Origin of the sequence: Agromyces intestinalis (genome assembly GCF_008365295.1) — a bacterium.
In the GTDB taxonomy this organism is placed as follows: domain Bacteria; phylum Actinomycetota; class Actinomycetes; order Actinomycetales; family Microbacteriaceae; genus Agromyces; species Agromyces intestinalis.
Map to the genome: position 1 here is coordinate 176787 of NZ_CP043505.1, position 16757 is coordinate 193543.

Below are 16757 nucleotides of genomic sequence, written 5' to 3' on the forward strand. Positions count from 1 at the left end.
CCGCCTCATGAGCGGCGCCGAATCAGTACCCGAGCACGGGATCCACGACGCCCCGCAACGGTCCGCCAGACACGAACGCGGCGGTGTTCTCGGTGACGCGCCGAGCGAACAGCGGCGTGGTCATCTCGACGGTGTCCGCGACGTGCGGGGTGATCAGGCAGTTCGGCGCCGACCACAGCGGATGACCCGCCGGGAGCGGCTCGGGATCGGTCACGTCGAGTCCCGCGCCGCCGAGATGCCCCGCGCGCAGGCTCGCGTCGAGCGCTGCTGCGTCGATGATCGCGCCGCGCGCGACGTTGACCACGACCGCGCCCTCGGGGAGGGTCGAGAGCGCGTCGGCGTCGATCATCCCGCGCGTCTGCTCGGTGAGCGCAGCCGCCACGAAGAGCACCTCGGCGTCGGCCAGCGCCTCGCCGAGCCGGTCGAATCCGACGGTCGCATGGGCGCCCGGCACGCGCGAGGCGCCGTCGCGCCGCACGACAGTCGTGCGCACGCCGAACGGCTCGAGCAGCCGCAGCAGCTCGACCGCGATGCCGCCCGCGCCGAGCACGGTCACGGATGCCCCGAACAGCGATCGCCCACGCTCGTCGGCCTGCCACGTCGTGGCGCGCGCACGCATCGGGAACTCGCGCAGCACGGCCAGCGCCAGCGCGAGCGCGTGCTCGGCGACCGGCTGCGCATACGCGCCCTTCGCGCTCGTCCAGATACGGCGACTGCCGTGCGATGCTTCCGCAGCGAGCACCTGGGCGAAGGCGTCGACGCCCGCCCACGGGAGCTGCACCCATTCGATACCGGGATGCCTCGCCAGCACCGCCTCGAGCGCACCGTCGCCGTCTGCTGCGACCCACACGATGCCCCGCGTCGCGTCGTCGAGCGCGCCGATACTGCCGCCCCCGAGTCGCACCGCCTCGACGATCGACGGCTCGGCGTCGGGCAGCACGGCCACCGGCCCGGCTATCGGCGGCGGGGTCGCGGCGCGACGCGTCGCAGCCCCGTCGACGGCGTGGTGGCGGGGTCGAGCCGCGGTCACCGAGCCGACCCGGAGTCGCGCTCGCCGATCGCGGCGCGCCCCTCGTCGAGCGCGGCACCGAGCGCGCGGACGTACGGGTGGATGGGATCGGCGAACACCTCGTCGATCCTGCCGAGCGCCACGAGCGAGCCGCGGTCGAGCACGGCGACCCGGTTCGTGATGCGTCGGAGCACGGCGAGGTCGTGGCTCACCACGATGGCCGAGAAGGCGCGTGCCTCGCGGAGCTCGCCGATGAGACCTGCCACCGCGTCGCGCACGGTCACATCGACGCCGGCGGTCGGTTCGTCGGCGATGAGCAGGGACGGCCCGAGCACGAGGCTTCGGGCCAGCGCCACCCGCTGGCGCTGCCCGCCGCTCAGCTCGTACGGGTAGCGGTCGAGCACGGTGAGCGGCAACCGCACCGCGTCGATGAGCGTCGCGACCCGGCTCGCGAGCGCGCGCCGCTCGTAGCGGCGATCGCGCTCGAGGATCGGCGCGCCCACGAGTTCGGCCACCGTGAACTCGGCCGGCAGCGTGGTCGCCGCGTCCTGCGCCAGGTATCCGACGTGGAACCGCAGCTCCGCAAGCCGGCGGCGCGTCATCGGCTGCAGCTTCGTGCCGAGCACGCGCACCTCGCCGCCGGTCAGCACGGGACGCACCTCGCCGCTGCGCGGCTCGAGGAACTGCCCCGACAGCACCTGGGCGAGCGTCGACTTGCCGCTTCCGGCGCTGCCGAGCACGCCCAGCACCTCGCCGGGCGCGAGGCGGAACTGGATGCCGCGCAGCGCCACGTGCGCAGGGCTCGCGCCGTGCGACGGGTACTCGACCGACAGGTCGCTCACCACGACGGGGTGGCCGTGCGCCGGCGCCGACATCAGCGCTCCGCCTCCTTGAGCGCCCACAGGTGTTCCCGACGCTCGGCCTGCGCCACGGGATCGGGTACCGGCAGCGAGGCCAGCAGCCGCTGGGTGTACGGGTCCTTCGGCGCGCCGAGCACCTCCTCGCCCGTGCCCTCCTCGACGAGTCGACCGCGGTAGAGCACCGCGATGCGGTCGGCGAGCAGGTCGACGACGGCGAGGTCGTGGCTGATGAAGAGCGAGGCGAACCCGAACTCGCGCTGCAGTTCGGCGAACAGTTCGAGCACGCGCGCCTGCACCGACACGTCGAGCGCCGAGGTGGGCTCGTCGGCGATGAGCAGTTCGGGCTCGAGCGCGAGCGCCCGCGCGAGGCTCGCACGCTGGCGCTGGCCGCCCGACAGCTCGTGCGGGAACCGGTCGCCGTACGAGCGCGGCAGCTGCACCGCCTCGAGCAGCTCGTCGACGCGCCGACGGGCGGATCGCGGATCGCGTGCGCGACCGTGGATGATGAGGGGCTCTGCCACGCAGTCGGCGATCGTCAGCAGCGGGTTGAAGCTCGTCGCCGGATCCTGGAAGACGAATCCGATGCGGCTTCGCACCGGGCGGAACTCGCGCTCGCGGATGCCGACCATCTCGTGGCCGAGCACCTGGAGCGAGCCGCCCGTCGCCTTCGTGAGCCCGGCGATCGCGCGGCCGATCGTGGTCTTGCCCGACCCCGACTCCCCCACCAGGCCGAGCACCTCGCCGGGGCGGATGAGGAAGTCGACGCCGCGCACCGCCTGGAACGGCGCCCGGCCGAACCGCCCCGGGTACTCGATCGTGAGCCCCTGCGCCGAGACGACCGGAGTCGACGTCGCCCACTCCTCGGTGCGCGCCGCGGCACGCGCGGCGGCCTTGACCGTGCCGTGGCCGACGTACGGCACGGCGGCCAGCAGTGCCTTGGTGTACTCGTCCTGCGGTGACGCGAACAGCGTGCGCGCGTCGGCCTCTTCCACGACCCTGCCCTGGTACATGACCGCGACCCGGTCGGCGAGGTCGGCGACCACGCCCATGTTGTGGGTGATGAGCACGATCGCGCTGCCGAACTCGTCACGGCAGCGACGCAGCAGGTCGAGGATCTCGGCCTGCACGGTCACGTCGAGCGCCGTGGTGGGCTCGTCGGCGACGATGAGGCCGGGGTTCAGCACGAGCGCCATCGCGATCACGATGCGCTGCTTCTGCCCGCCCGAGAACTGGTGCGGGTAGTGGTCGACGCGCTCCTCGGGGTCGGGGATGCCGACCTTGCGGAGGATGTCGATCGCCCGCTCGCGCGCCTCGGCCTTCGAGAACTCGCCGTGCGCCCGCAAGCCCTCGGCGATCTGCCACCCCACCGTGAAAACGGGGTTCAGCGCGGTCGACGGCTCCTGGAACACCATCGCGACGTCGGTGCCGCGCACGGCGCGCAGCGCCGCGCCGTCGAGCGTGACGATATCGTGCCGGTGCGTGCCCTCGCGGTTCGAGAGGATGACCGCGCCGCTCGCGGTGGCGGTCTCGGGCAGCAGCCCGAGGATCGTCTTCGCGGTCACGGTCTTGCCGCTGCCCGACTCGCCGACGATCGCGAGCACTTCGCCCGGCTCGACGCGGAGGCTCACGTCGTCGACCGCCTTCACGGCGCCCTGGTCGGTCGCGAACGACACGCCGAGCCGTTCGATGCTGACGATGCTCATGGCCTGACCTCGATTCCGTGATCCTCGATCGTCTCTCCGCCTTCGAGCCCGTCGATGCCGCCGGGGCCCGCGGTGAGCGTACCGCCCGGGACGACCGACGTGGCGGCGACCTGTCCGGCGGCCTGCGCGACGCGCCGGCGACCGCGCAGACGCGGGTCGGCGAGGTCGTTCAGGCTCTCGCCGACGAGCGTGATGCCGAGCACCGTGATCACGATCGCCATACCCGGGAAGACCGCGGTCCACCAGATGCCGCTCGTGACATCCGACTGGGCCTTCGAGAGGTCGAAGCCCCACTCGGCCGCGGCCGTCGGCTCGATGCCGAAGCCGAGGAAGCCGAGCGCGGTGAGCGTGAGGATCGCCTCGGAGGAGTTCAGCGTGATGATGAGCGGCAGGGTGCGGGTCGTATTGCGGAACACGTGCCGGAAGATGATGCGTCCGTTGGACGCCCCGAGCACCTTCGCCGACTCGACGAAGGCCTCGCCCTTGATCCGCACGACCTCGGCCCGCACGACCCGGAAGTACTGCGGCACGTAGATGACGGTGATCGACCCGGCTGCGGCGATCACGCCGCCCCAGAGGTTCGACTGCCCCTTCGAGACGACGATCGCCAGCACGATCGCCAGCAGCAGCGACGGGAACGCGTAGATCGCATCGCAGATGACGACGAGCAGCCGGTCGACCCAGCCCCCGAAGTACCCCGAGAACAGGCCGAGGAGCACGCCGACGACGATCGACAGCACGAGCGCGACGATCACCACGAGCAGCGCGGTCTGGGTGCCCCAGATCACCCGCGAGAGCACGTCGTAGCCACCGACGGTGGTGCCGAACCAGTGCTCGGCCGACGGCGGCTGCTGGGTGCCGAACTTCTGCCCGTCGGCGGTGCGCTGGGCGAACCCGTACGGGGCGAGCACCGGCGCGAGCGCCGCGGTGACGAGCCAGACGCCGATCATGATCAGGCCGGCGACCAGCATGCCGCGCTGGAGCCCGACGCTCTGACGCAGCTGGTGCACGACCGGGATCCGGTCGACGAGGCGGCGCTTGGGCACCGCGACGGGAATGGTGGCGGTCATGTCAGTACCTCACCCTCGGGTCGATGAAGGCGGCGAGGATGTCGACGACGAAGTTCGTGAGCGCGACGATCACGGCGAGCAGGGCGACGATGCCCTGCACGGCGATGAAGTCGCGGTTCTCGAGGAACTCCGCCATCTGGAACCCGAGACCGCGCCACTCGAATGTGGTCTCGGTGAGCACCGCGCCGCCGAGCAGCAGTGCGATCTGCAGCCCGATGACGGTGATGATCGGGATGAGCGCGGGCCGGTAGGCGTGCTTGCGCAGCAGGCGCGTCTCGCGCACGCCGCGCGAGCGCGCCGCATCGACGTAGTCGGTGGCGAGGGTGCCGATGACGTTGGTGCGCACGAGCCGCAGGAAGATGCCGGCGGTCAAGAGGCCCAGGGTGATCGCCGGCAGCACGGCGTGCGCCAGCACGTCGCCGATCGCGGCCGGGTCGCCGGTGAGCAGCGCATCGATGGTGTAGAACCCGGTTCGCGTTGGCAGCGTCTGCATCTGGATCTCGGTGCCGACGCTGGAGCGCCCGGCGACCGGCAGCCACTTCAGCCAGACGGCGAAGACGAGCTTCAGGATGAGGCCGGCGAAGAACACCGGCACCGCGTACCACCAGATCGCGAGCACCCGGTAGACGGCGTCTTCGGGGCGGTCGCGCTTGTACGCGGCACGAAGGCCGAGCGGGATGCCGACCGCGAACGCGACGATGAGTGCGTAGAACACCAGCTCGAACGTCGCCGGGCCGTAGGTGGTGAGCACCTCGATGACCGGTTGGTTCGTCGTGAATGTCGTGCCGAAGTCGAAGCGAACGACCTGCCCCAGGTACTCGAGGTACTGCACGAGGATCGGACGGTCGAATCCGGCCGCCTCCCTCAGGGCGGCGAGCTGGTCGGGGCTGAGTCGCCCGCCCTGCGCCGCCGTGATCGGGTCGCCCGTGAGCCGCATCAGGAAGAAGACGAGGGTGACGAGGATGAAGATGGTCGGGAAGATGAGCAGGAAGCGGATGAGCAGATAGCGGCCGAAGCCGCCACCACCCGATCTGCTTCGGGTCGGTCGGGCGCCACCGGGTGCGCCGCCGACCGCCGTCGGGTTGTCGAGTGCAGTCATTGGGTCCTCGGGAAACAGGAGACGGGGGCGACCCGCAGTCGCGGGTCGCCCCCGTCGGTCGATGGATCGACTCTAGTGCGCCGGCCTAGCCCTTCGAGAGCGCGGCGTAGCGGAACTTGAACGAGGCATCCAGCGTCTTCTCGGTGCCGCTGACGTCCTTGCCCACCACGGCGACCTGAGCACCCTGCATGTAGGGGATGGTCGACAGGTCGGCCGCGACCTTGTCCTGGATGTCCTCGATGAGCGCGGTGCGCGCGTCGGGGTCGGCCGTGACGGCCTGCTCCAGGATGAGGTCGTTGACCTCCTGGTTGTCGTAGTGGTTCGCCAGGAAGTTCTCGGTGAGGAAGAACGGCGTCAGGTAGTTGTCGGCGTCCGAGTAGTCGGGGAACCAACCCAGCTGATAGGCCGGGTAGAGGTCGGCGACGCGGTCCTTCGAGTACTGGACCCACTCGGTCGACTGCAGGTTGACCGTGAACAGGCCGCTCTCTTCGAGGTTGTCCTTGATGATCGCGTACTCATCACCCGACGACGGGCCGTACCGCTCGGCGACGTACTGGATCGAGATGTCCAGCGGCGTCGAGACGCCCGCCGCGGCGAGCCGCTCGGCCGCCTTGTCGGGGTCGGGCTGACCGTTGCCGTCGCCGTAGAGGCCCTTGAGGGACTCGGTGGCGCCGGTGAGGCCGGCCGGGATGTACGAGTACAGCGGCGTGAAGGTGCCCTTGTACACGTCCTCCGAGATCGCGTCGCGGTCGATCAGGTCGGCGATCGCCTGACGGACGGCGAGCGCCTTGGCCGGGTCGGCCTCGGCGGTCGTCGCGCCGAACGGCATCGTGTTGAAGTTGAAGACCAGGTAGCGGATCTCGCCGCCGGGGCCGTCGACGACCTTCACGTTGTCGTTGCCGCGCAGGTCTTCGATGTCGGTCGCGCTCAGCGTGCGGTTCGCGACGTCGATGTTGCCTTCCTGGACGTCGAGCTTCAGGTTCGACGCGTCGGTGTAGTACTTGACGTTGACCGTCTCGGTCTCGGCGGGGCCGAGCAGACCGTTGTAGTCGGGGTTCGCCTTGTACGCGATGAGCTCGTTGAACGAGTAGCTCGTGATCGTGTACTGGCCGGCGAACGGCTTGCCCTCGATGATGTCGTCATCGCTCGTGACCGAGTCGGCCGAGAAGACCTCTTCGTCGACGATCGGGCCCACCGGGCTCGAGAGGATCTGCGGGAAGATCTGGTCGTTCGGCGAGATCAGGTTGAACACGACCGTGAGGTCGTCGGGCGCCTCGACGCTGTCGAGGTTGTACAGCAGCGACGAGGGACCGTTCGGGTCGGCGATCGCGAGCTGGCGGTCGAACGTGAACTTGACGTCGGAGGAGGTCAGGTCGTTGCCGTTCGCGAACTTCAGGCCCTCCTTCAGCGTCACCGTGTACTCGGTGTCGGAGGTGAACTCCGCCGACTCCGCGATGTCGGGCTCGACGTCGGGGCTGCCGTACGGGGTGTTCAGCAGGAACGGGTACACCTGGTTCATGACGGCGAACGAGCCGTTGTCGTACGAGCCGGCCGGGTCGAGCGCGGTGACCTGCTCGGTCGTGCCGATCGTCAGCGTGCTCGCGCCGCCGCCCTCGTTGCCGCCGCCGCCGCCGGCGCTGCAGCCGGCGAGAGCGAGAGCGGCGACCGAGAGCCCGGCGACCACGGCGATGCCGCGGCCGGTCTGGGATGCGGATGCCATATCCGTCTACCTCTTCCTGTGGATTCGACGCACGTGGCCGGGGCAGCCACGCCGTTGCTGGTTCAGGCCTAGCACAGGCCCCGGGGAACACCCTTCGGAGGGGGCGGTCGCGCCGGCAATGTTTATCGATCTGCAACGTTGCTCCGCGCGGTCGACCCGACTCCGTTCCACTAGAGGTAGCACGGACGATCGTTCGGACAGAAGACGTGTTACGGGAATGAAACCGTTGGAGATTTCGACGAATACCCTTCCTCGATTCCCACACATGGATTTCGCGGAATGTGATGCATTACCTCGCCGCCTCCTGCCAAGCTCCCGAACAATCCGGTCCTCTCGTGCACCACCGGGAGCGGATCGCCGACTCCGGTCGGCGGACACGGGTCGCCGGCACCCGTCGGCGGCCCCGATGAAGAAGGAGCTGAATTGAGCAGGATGCAACGTCGCCGTCGCCTGCGGACCGGAGTCGCGCTCGTCGCGGCCTCCGGTGTGCTTGCCGCGGCAGCCGCCTCTACCACGGCCGCCGTCGCCGCGCCGGCCGCTCCCCCGCCCGTCGACCCTGCGGTCCTCGATCCGATCGATCCGCAGAACTGGGTCAACATGGACGACATGACCTGGGACGACTACGTCCCGGTCCCGGGCACCGACTGGGCCAACGACACCGAGGGCAGCACCCGGCAATTCAACGGCGCGATCGTGCTGCTGGACTTCGAGAACCAGCCGTTCCTCGTGACCGAAGAGGAGGGCGCCCACCCGTTCGGCGACCCGTCGTCGATCGCGAACGGCCTCGACCGCGAGGACGTTCCGCAGTTCTACCTCGACCTGCTGAACACGCCGAACGAGCTGAACCACGGCCGCACCATCAACGAGTACTGGATGGAGCAGTCGGGCGGTCGCCTGAGCGTGCAGATGGAGGCGTTCGGTCCGTACAAGCTCCCCGGCAACATCGAGGAGTACGGCCTGAACGACTCGTTCAACAAGGACCCGGGCGCCGCGGGCAACCGCGCGTACTGCCCGCAGGGCCTCAGCTGCAACAAGAACATCCGCACCGACGCGCTCTCGCTGTGGGGCGCCGACATGGGCGTTCCCGACCCGCTGCGCGAATTCGACCAGGTGTTCTACATCACCGCCGGCCACGACGAGTCCTCGACGTGGGAGGAGTTCGGCCAGATGCTGTTCGAGAACCCCGAGGACGTCACCGACGACTTCGGTCCGCCGCGTGACGAGAACGGCGTGGCGCTCGACCAGAACGGTCAGCCGATGAAGAACTGGGCCAAGACGCGGTACATCCCGTGGACCTCGTGGCAGGCCGCCATCAACCACTGGCCGAACGCGAACTTCGCGTCCGGCGGGCGGGCCGGCAACTCCACGCAGGCGGAGTCGTCGGGCATGGGTACGTTCGCGCACGAGTTCAGCCACATCCTCGGGATCTCCGACAACTACGGCAACCCGTACGGAACCGAGGGCGCCGACGGCGGCCCGCTGCGCGACACCAGCGGTCCGTTCGACGTGCTCGCGCGCGGTTCGTTCAACGGCCCGGGCGGCACGCACCAGCGGTGGAGCGTTCCGTCGATCGCCGGTGGATCGCAGCCCGCGGGCGTCGCGCTTCGCAACCGCATCAACCTGAACATCATCGACCAGTCCGAGTACGTGAACCTGCCCGAGGAGACCCTCGACCAGGTCGGACTCGTCAGCACGCGCATCACGTCGCGTGCGGTGATGGGCGAAGGGCTGACGACGGGTGTGAACCTCGTGCTCGACAAGCCCGACTCGGCCCCCGCCGACAACTCGACCGGCTCGTGCACCCGTCAGGGCAGGGACGCCGAGGGCAACGCCACGTGGAACTGCGACGGCGGCAACTTCGACAACTACACGCTCGAGGTGATCGACCGCATGGGCACGGACTCGTTCCAGCCCGACCACGGGGTCATGATCGCGAAGACGAAGAACCGGGACTCGAACCCCTTCATCTGGACGATCGACGCCAACCCGCAGGACATCGACACCGTCGACTACGTCCGCCCTGACGGCACGCCCGTCATGATCACCCGCGGTGACCAGCGCCAGCTCAACGACGCCCTCTTCCACGCCGGAACCGATTCCGGCTCGGAGTACGAGTACGTCGACGAGGCCAACGGCCTGCACTTCTACATCACCGATGTGGAGCGCGACGAGCAGGGGCTGCTGTCGTACGACGTGGCCATCCGCTCGCTGACGTCGACCTCGACGCAGGCGCGCGGTGTCGCGCTCGGCCAGCCCGTCTCCTCGGGCTCGACCGAGAGCGGCCTGATCGGCCTGACGGTTCCGGTGACGAACACCGGTGCCGCCGGTGTTGACGCGCTCTCCGACGGTGACGTCTACCGGGTCGCCGCGGCGATCCAGGGCGAGGCGGCCGGATGGCGCGTGCAGCTGCCGAACGCGCTCGTCGCGCTGGGCACCGGGGCGACCAAGGACGTGCCCGTGTACCTCGCGTACGAGGGCGAGGGCGTTCCCTCGGCCGTTCCGGCCGTCACGGTCACCGTGACCTCCGAGAGCGACCCGGCTGCGACGGCCTCGACCACGACCTCGCTCGTGGACGCGGTCAAGCCGGTGGCGACCCTGGTCACCCCGACCACCGCCGGGCCGTTCCAGGCGCTGTCGATCCAGGTCGATGCGACCGACAACTACGCGCTGAAGCGCGTCGTCGCGAACATCTACAAGGACGGCACGCTGTTCAAGAGCACGCAGACCGCGGCGAACGGCGCCTCGAGCGCCACGCACGTCGCCACGGTCGCGCTGCCCGACGGCGATTACACCGTCAAGTACAACGCCGAAGACCTCACCGGCAACATCGCAAAGACCGGGACGTTCGCGTTCTCGATCGACGCGACGGCGCCGACGGTCACGGTGAAGACGGGCGCGAACGAGACGGCCGGCGCCGACGGCGTGTACTCGTTGGTGAGCTTCAAGCTCTTCGACGCCGGCAAGATCGACAAGCTGACGCTGAACGGGGTGGTGAAGGATCTTACGGACAACGCGTGGAGTGATCTCAACTTCGTGAAGCCCGGCGCGTTCGGCGGTGTCGTCGGCGAGAACACGCTCGTCGTGTACGACGTGGCGGGCAACGCCACGACGCTCACGTTCACACTGAACTAGCGTCGACGTGGACGGGTGCCTCCTCGCTGAAGCGGGGAGGCACCCGTCCCGGGCACCCGTCACGCCCCCGCAACACCTCGGAGTTCCAGCCATGACCAGATCCCTCCCCCGCATCGCGGCCGTGGTCGCGACCGCAGCCGCGCTCGCGTTCACCGGATGCGCCGCTCAGCCCGCCGGAGCCGGCTCCACCGGAGGCGGCCCAGACGCTGCCACCGTCGACCTCCTCGTGCGCGACGCGCAGCTGCGGGTCGCGGGCGACGCCTGCTCGGGTGCACGCCCCTACCAGCACATCCACCGCGGCTCCGAGCTCGTGCTCGAGCACGCAGACGAACGCCTCGCGGTCGAGCTGCCCGACGGCGAGGCGGTGCGCATCGACGACCTCGACTACGGAGCCGCCCCTCGCATCCCGACGGCCTGTCGATTCCGGCTCGACGTGCCCGGCCTCACCGCCGACACCGAGTACGCCGTCACCATCGACGGACGCGCAGCCGGCACCTACCGCTACCTCGACACCGACACCCCGCCGATCGCAGTGCCGCCGCTCGCCGACCCCAACGCCATTCTCGAGACCGGAGACCGCTGATGCCCCTCCACCCCGGAGTCTCCCGTTCGATCACCGCCGCTGCGACCGCAGTGCTGCTCGCGCTCACGCTCGCCGGCTGCACCTCCGGCCCCCGCGGCGGCGCCGACCGCCTGCCCGGCCCGGTTCCGGGCGACATCACATTCGCCGCGACCGAGACGGCGCCGAACGCGCCCGCGATCGATGCGAAGCTCGTCGATGGCACCACGGTCGACGGCGACGACCTGTGGGGCGAGCGCCCGGCGGTCCTGCAGTTCATCACGTCCTGGTGCACCCGCTGCGACGAGCAGCAGGGCGTCATCGCGGGCATCGCGCGCGACTACGGCGACGCGCTCACCGTCGTGCTCGTCGCGGGCGACCCCGCCGACGGCGCCGACGACCTGCTGGAGCATCTCGACGAGCTCGGCGTCGACCAGCCCGTCATCCACGACCCCGACCTGCGCATCTGGCGTTCGTACGCCGTCGACGAGCCGCCCATGACCGCGCTCATCGACGCCGACGGTCGTCTCGTGAAGCTCTGGCCGGGCGGCGCCGACGAGACGAAGCTGCGCGCCGAGCTCGACCGGATCATCCAGCGCGGCTGACGCAGGCTCGGCCGTCGCCTCAATCTCCGGCGAACGCGCGCCGCTCGCGCTCGATATCGACGAGCGCGCGCTGGATCGTCGCGTACGTCTCGCGATCGGCCGCGTCGGTGCGCTGCAGCCGGCCGAGCAGCTCGCGCTTCTGGCGCAGCAGTTCGCGTTCGACCAGCGCCCCCACCACGCCCGTGACGTACACCGAGAGCTCGGCGGTGCTGCGCTGCGGCACGGGGGCCACCGCGAGCTGCTGCACCACCCCGGCGTAGGGCGCCGGCACCTCGGCCATCACCCGATCGACCTTCACCGAGCCGTCGGCGGCGAGCGTCGAGGCGATGCCGTCGCGCACCACGGCGAGCGTCTCGTTGCCGAATCGGCTGTCGGTCGCCCGGCGGATCAGCTCGTCGCCGACCGATTCTGGATACTGCAGCATCGCCTGCAGCGCGTCGCGTTCGAGCCGCGTCGACGGGTCGCCGGGCAGCTCGGTGATCGAGAACGGGCGCACCGCGACATCCGCACGGGCCTCGCCGCCGCGATCGCGACCGGATGCCTCGCCGGATGCCTCGTCGCGACCCTGCCGACCCGGCGCAGCGCTGCGCGACTGACCGCGCGCGGTGCGCACAGCGCGCTCGACCTCGCCGAGCTCCATGCCGAGCATGCGCGCGAGCTCGCGCGTGTACCCGGGCCTCAGGGCGGGGTCGCGCAGGTCGGCGACGATCGGCGCCGCCGCGCGCAGCGCACCGACGCGGCCCTCGACCGTCTCGAGGTCGAACTTCGTCACGGTGTGGCGGATCACGAAGTCGAACATCGGGGTGCGGGTCTCGACGAGGTCGCGCACCGCACGGTCGCCGCGCGACAGGCGAAGGTCGCACGGGTCGAGCCCGTCGGGGGCGACCGCGACGTAGGTCTGCGCCTGGAACCGCTGCTCCTCGGCGAAGGCGCGCATCGCCGCTTGCTGGCCGGCCGCATCGCCGTCGAACGTGAACACGACCTCGCCGACGCCCGAGTCGTCGCCGAGCACCCGGCGCAGCACCTTGATGTGCTCGACGCCGAACGCGGTGCCGCAGGTCGCGATCGCGGTCGTGACGCCGGCGAGGTGGCACGCCATCACGTCGGTGTACCCCTCGACCACCACCACGCGGTGCGACTTCGAGATGTCGCGCTTGGCGAGGTCGAGGCCGTAGAGCACCTGGGCCTTGCGATACAGCGCCGTCTCGGGGGTATTGAGGTACTTCGGGCCGTTGTCGTCGTCGAGCAGGCGTCGGGCGCCGAACCCCACGGTCTGACCGGTGACATCCCGGATCGGCCAGACCAGGCGCCCCCGGAATCGGTCGTACACGCCGCGGTCGCCTTGCGAGACGAGCCCGGCGGCGGCGAGCTCGTCGGTGGTGAAGCCGCGGCCCTTCAGGTGGTTCGTCAGGCGGTCCCAGCTCTTCGGCGCGAAGCCGACGCCGAATCTCGTGGCCGCGTCGGCGTCGAACCCGCGCTCACCGAGGAACCGGCGACCGACCTCGGCCTCGGCGGTGCCGAGCTGCTCGACGAAGTACTCGGCGGCCGCCTGGTTCGCCGCCAGCAGCCGGGCGCGGTTGCCGTGGTCTTGCGCCGGGCCGCCGTCTTCATAGTGCAGCTGGTAGCCGAGCCGGCCGGCGAGCCGCTCGACCGCCTCGCTGAACGTCACGTGGTCCATGCGCTGGAGGAACGTGTAGACGTCGCCCGACTCGCCGCAGCCGAAGCAGTGGTAGTAGCCGAGACCCGGGCGCACATGGAAGCTCGGGCTGCGCTCGTCGTGGAACGGGCAGAGTCCTTTCATCGAGCCGACGCCCGCGGACTTCAAGCTCACGTGTTCGCCGACGATATCGGCGATGTTCGTGCGGGCCTTGACCTCGTCGACGTCTGATTGTCGAATCCGGCCGGGCATGGTCACATCCTAGGCCCGCGCGGCCGGCGCACGGCCGGAGCGATCACCGCTGCACCAGCCGCTCGTACCAGGCGAGGGCTGACTGATCCGTGAGGCTCTGCACCTGATCGACGACGACGCGTCGGCGGGCCGCGTCATCGGCGGCGAGTGACCAGTCTTCGGCGAAGCCGGGGTCGAGCACGTCGGGCCCGCGATCGGAGAGCACGTCCGCGAGCGTGGTCAGCACTTCGCGCTGCTGCTCGTAGATCGGCTGTCGGGTGTTGCGCGACATCACGAACGTCGCCACGATGCCCTTCAGCACCGCGATCTCGGCCTGGATGCTGCGCGGCACGACGACGTCGGCGTCGAACCGGATGAGGCTCGCGAGCGGGAACGCCGCCCGAGTCGCCTCGGTCGCGGCGTGCGCGAACCGGCCGATGAGCTGGCTGGTGAGGTTCTTCAACCGCGCCTGGTCGCGCCGGCTCGAATCCCACGTTCGGAGCCACACGTCGAGCGACTCGAGTCGGTCGAACGCGGCCATCAGCTCGTCGTGCGGGATCGACCCGCCGATCCACGCGTACATCGACCTGACGAGCTCGTCGTGGTCGGCGCGGGCGCCGAGCGCCGCGACGTCGAGGTAGCCGTTCACGATCGCGTCCTCGAAATCGTGCACCGAGTATGCGATGTCGTCGCTGAGATCCATGACCTGCGCCTCGATGCAGAGCCGCCGGGTGGGCGCACCCCGCCGCAGCCAGCGGAACGACTCGAGATCGTCCTCGTAGACGCCGAACTTGCGTCGCCCCGACGGGTCGGGCACGCCCGAGGTCTCGGGCCAGGGGTACTTGCAGCTCGCATCGAGGCTGGCCCGGGTGAGGTTCAGCCCGTAGCTGTGCCCGTCGTCATCGAACACCTTGGGCTCGAGACGCGTGAGGATGCGCAAGGTCTGCGCGTTCCCCTCGAAGCCGCCGATGTCGGCCGCCCACGCGTTCAGCGCCTTCTCGCCGTTGTGCCCGAACGGTGGATGCCCGAGGTCGTGCGCGAGACAGGCGGTGTCGACCACGTCGGGGTCGAGCGCCAGGTTCGCCGCCAGCTCGCGACCGATCTGCGCGACCTCGAGCGAGTGCGTCAGCCGGTTGCGGGCGAAGTCGAGGCCCGCGGTCGGGCTCAGCACCTGCGTCTTCGCGGCGAGCCGGCGCAGCGCGCTCGAATGCAGCAGGCGTGCGCGGTCGCGGGCGAAGTCGCTGCGCCGCGAGGAGTGCTCTTCGGGCAGTCGCCTCTCGTGATCGGCGTCGTCGTAGCCGCCGAACAGTCGTCGCTCGCGCAACTCAGCCGCCGCTCGTGTCGAGCTCGGCGTCGACGAGCGTCGTGCGGTCGTGGCCGACGAGCTCTTGCGAGTCGAGCCAGCCGTCGGGCAGCGCGGGCTGCTTCGGCGTGCCGGCCCGGCCGCGCGGCCCCTCGGCGCCCTCGCCCGGGTACGGCATCGACCAGTCGAGCTCGCCCAGCAGATCGTCGAGATGGGCGAGCGATTCGACGGTCGCGAGCTTCGCCCGCAGCTCGCCGCCCACCGGGTAGCCCTTGAAGTACCAGGCCACGTGCTTGCGGATGTCTCGGCACCCGCGTTCTTCGCTGTCGAAGAACTCGACCAGCAGCTCGGCATGCCGCCGGAACGTGCGCGCCACGTCGCCGAGGCTCGGCTCGGCCTTGCGCTGCTCACCGCGGAACGCCGCGGCCAGATCGCCGAAGAGCCACGGCCGCCCGAGGCATCCGCGACCGACCACGACCCCGTCGCACCCGGTCTCATCGACCATGCGCAGGGCGTCGTCGGCCGACCAGATGTCGCCGTTGCCGAGCACGGGCACGGTCGTGACCGTCTCTTTCAGCTTCGCGATGGCCGGCCAGTCGGCCTGGCCCGAATAGAACTCGGCGGCCGTGCGCGCGTGCAGGGCGATCGACGCGACACCGGCGCCCTCGGCGATGCGGCCCGCCTCGAGGTAGGTGAGGTGATCGGCGTCGATGCCCTTGCGCATCTTCACCGTCAGCGGGATGTCGCCCGCCGCCTTCACTGCGCCCTCGACGATGCCGCGGAACAACCCCGACTTCCACGGCAGCGCGGCTCCCCCGCCCTTGCGGGTGACCTTCGGCACGGGGCATCCGAAGTTCAGATCGATGTGGTCGGCCCGGTCTTCAGCGACGAGCATGGTGACCGCGTCGGCGACCGTCTTGGGGTCGACGCCGTAGAGCTGGATCGACCGAGGCGTCTCGGACTCGTGGTGCGTGATGAGTCGCATCGACTCGGGCGTGCGCTCGACGAGCGCTCGGCTCGTGATCATCTCGCTCACGTAGAGGCCCGCGCCGAACTCGCGGCAGAGCCTGCGGAACGCCGTGTTGGTGATGCCCGCCATCGGCGCGAGCACGACGGGCACGTCGAGCTCGATGCCGCCGATGGAGAGCGGGTCGCGGGTGGCGGTGCTGGGAAGTGACATCGCCTCCGATTCTCCCAGACTTCTGCAGGCTCGCGGCCGATCGAGGGTCGCGACGCGCCTAGGATGCGAGAAGCGCACACCTGGGGAGGACGAGATGACGGACGGATCGCCGACCGGCGCCGAGCGAGTGCGGGCGGATGCCGCAGCCAGGGGCCTGGACATCGAGGTCATCGAGCGGCCCGCGGCGCGAAGTCTCGAGGAGGCCGCCTCGATCCTCGGCATCGAGCCCGGCGATATCGTGAAGTCGCTCGTCGTGAAGCGCAGCGACGACACCTACGTCTTCGCGCTCGTGCCCGGGGGGCGCAAGATCAGCTGGCCGAAGCTGCGTGCTCTGCTCGGCGTGAACAAACTGCAGCTGCCGGATGCCTCGCTGGCCCTCGCCGCGACCGGTTATGAACGCGGCACGATCACTCCGCTCGGCTCGACGACCGCGTGGCCGGTCATCGTCGACGAGTCCGTGGTCGGGCGCCGGGTCTCGATGGGCGCCGGCGAGCACGGACGCAGCCTCTTCGTCGACGCCGACGCCCTCATCACTGCCTTCGACGCGACGGTCGCCGACATCAGCGAGCCCGAGTAGCCCCCGCGCACCCCCCTCGCCCGCGCACCCCTCCCCCGCGCACCCCCTCCCC

General features: G+C 70.3%; 13 protein-coding genes. 4 read left to right on the forward strand and 9 right to left on the reverse strand.

Annotation, left to right across the window (positions count from 1 at the left end):
• Nucleotides 1-22 precede the first annotated feature (22 nt).
• The 6 genes from FLP10_RS00845 to FLP10_RS00870 form a co-directional block, all read right to left on the reverse strand.
• A complete protein-coding gene (locus FLP10_RS00845; RefSeq protein WP_246150095.1) occupies nucleotides 23-1030 on the reverse strand; it encodes an NAD(P)-dependent oxidoreductase in 1008 nt (335 codons plus the stop codon).
• Nucleotides 1027-1884: an ATP-binding cassette domain-containing protein gene (locus FLP10_RS00850; RefSeq protein ID WP_149159145.1), complete on the reverse strand. Its 858-nt coding sequence runs from the start codon at nucleotides 1882-1884 to the stop codon at nucleotides 1027-1029. The genes FLP10_RS00845 and FLP10_RS00850 overlap by 4 nt, the downstream gene beginning before the upstream one ends.
• Complete coding sequence (locus tag FLP10_RS00855; protein ID WP_149159146.1) at nucleotides 1884-3572, reverse strand: dipeptide ABC transporter ATP-binding protein; 1689 nt, start codon at nucleotides 3570-3572, stop codon at nucleotides 1884-1886. The genes FLP10_RS00850 and FLP10_RS00855 overlap by 1 nt, the downstream gene beginning before the upstream one ends.
• Nucleotides 3569-4642, reverse strand: a complete 1074-nt coding sequence (locus tag FLP10_RS00860) for an ABC transporter permease (RefSeq protein WP_149159147.1) — start codon at nucleotides 4640-4642, stop codon at nucleotides 3569-3571. The genes FLP10_RS00855 and FLP10_RS00860 overlap by 4 nt, the downstream gene beginning before the upstream one ends.
• Before the next feature lies 1 nt (nucleotide 4643).
• Complete coding sequence (locus tag FLP10_RS00865) at nucleotides 4644-5741, reverse strand: ABC transporter permease (RefSeq protein ID WP_149159148.1); 1098 nt, start codon at nucleotides 5739-5741, stop codon at nucleotides 4644-4646.
• Between the two features lie 85 nt (nucleotides 5742-5826).
• Nucleotides 5827-7461, reverse strand: a complete 1635-nt coding sequence (locus FLP10_RS00870) for an ABC transporter substrate-binding protein (RefSeq protein WP_149159149.1) — start codon at nucleotides 7459-7461, stop codon at nucleotides 5827-5829.
• A 423-nt stretch (nucleotides 7462-7884) separates the two neighbouring features.
• On the opposite strand from FLP10_RS00870, the gene FLP10_RS00875 reads away from it, so the two are divergent.
• From FLP10_RS00875 to FLP10_RS00890, 3 genes are all read left to right on the forward strand, one after another.
• Nucleotides 7885-10593 carry a peptidase M6 gene (locus tag FLP10_RS00875; protein WP_210418450.1) on the forward strand — a complete coding sequence of 903 codons (2709 nt, stop codon included), beginning with the start codon at nucleotides 7885-7887 and terminating at the stop codon, nucleotides 10591-10593.
• A 91-nt stretch (nucleotides 10594-10684) separates the two neighbouring features.
• Nucleotides 10685-11176: a hypothetical protein gene (locus FLP10_RS00885; RefSeq protein WP_149159150.1), complete on the forward strand. Its 492-nt coding sequence runs from the start codon at nucleotides 10685-10687 to the stop codon at nucleotides 11174-11176.
• Nucleotides 11176-11757: a TlpA family protein disulfide reductase gene (locus FLP10_RS00890; RefSeq protein ID WP_149159151.1), complete on the forward strand. Its 582-nt coding sequence runs from the start codon at nucleotides 11176-11178 to the stop codon at nucleotides 11755-11757. The genes FLP10_RS00885 and FLP10_RS00890 overlap by 1 nt, the downstream gene beginning before the upstream one ends.
• A 19-nt stretch (nucleotides 11758-11776) precedes the next feature.
• On the opposite strand, the gene dnaG is transcribed toward FLP10_RS00890, so the two are convergent.
• Genes dnaG through dusB form a run of 3 tightly spaced genes read right to left on the reverse strand, consistent with a single transcriptional unit; the run spans nucleotide 11777 to nucleotide 16128 of the window.
• The gene (gene dnaG, locus FLP10_RS00895) at nucleotides 11777-13666 is read right to left on the reverse strand and encodes a DNA primase (protein ID WP_149159152.1); all 1890 of its coding nucleotides are present in this window, start codon (nucleotides 13664-13666) and stop codon (nucleotides 11777-11779) included.
• Nucleotides 13667-13709: 43 nt separating this feature from the next.
• Complete coding sequence (locus FLP10_RS00900) at nucleotides 13710-14969, reverse strand: deoxyguanosinetriphosphate triphosphohydrolase (RefSeq protein ID WP_149159153.1); 1260 nt, start codon at nucleotides 14967-14969, stop codon at nucleotides 13710-13712.
• A 1-nt stretch (nucleotide 14970) separates the two neighbouring features.
• Nucleotides 14971-16128, reverse strand: a complete 1158-nt coding sequence (gene dusB / locus FLP10_RS00905; RefSeq protein WP_149159154.1) for a tRNA dihydrouridine synthase DusB — start codon at nucleotides 16126-16128, stop codon at nucleotides 14971-14973.
• A 94-nt stretch (nucleotides 16129-16222) separates the two neighbouring features.
• Between dusB and FLP10_RS00910 the strand changes: the two genes are divergently transcribed.
• On the forward strand, nucleotides 16223-16705 hold the full coding sequence (locus FLP10_RS00910; RefSeq protein WP_149159155.1) for an aminoacyl-tRNA deacylase: 483 nt from the start codon (nucleotides 16223-16225) through the stop codon (nucleotides 16703-16705).
• Nucleotides 16706-16757 lie beyond the last annotated feature (52 nt).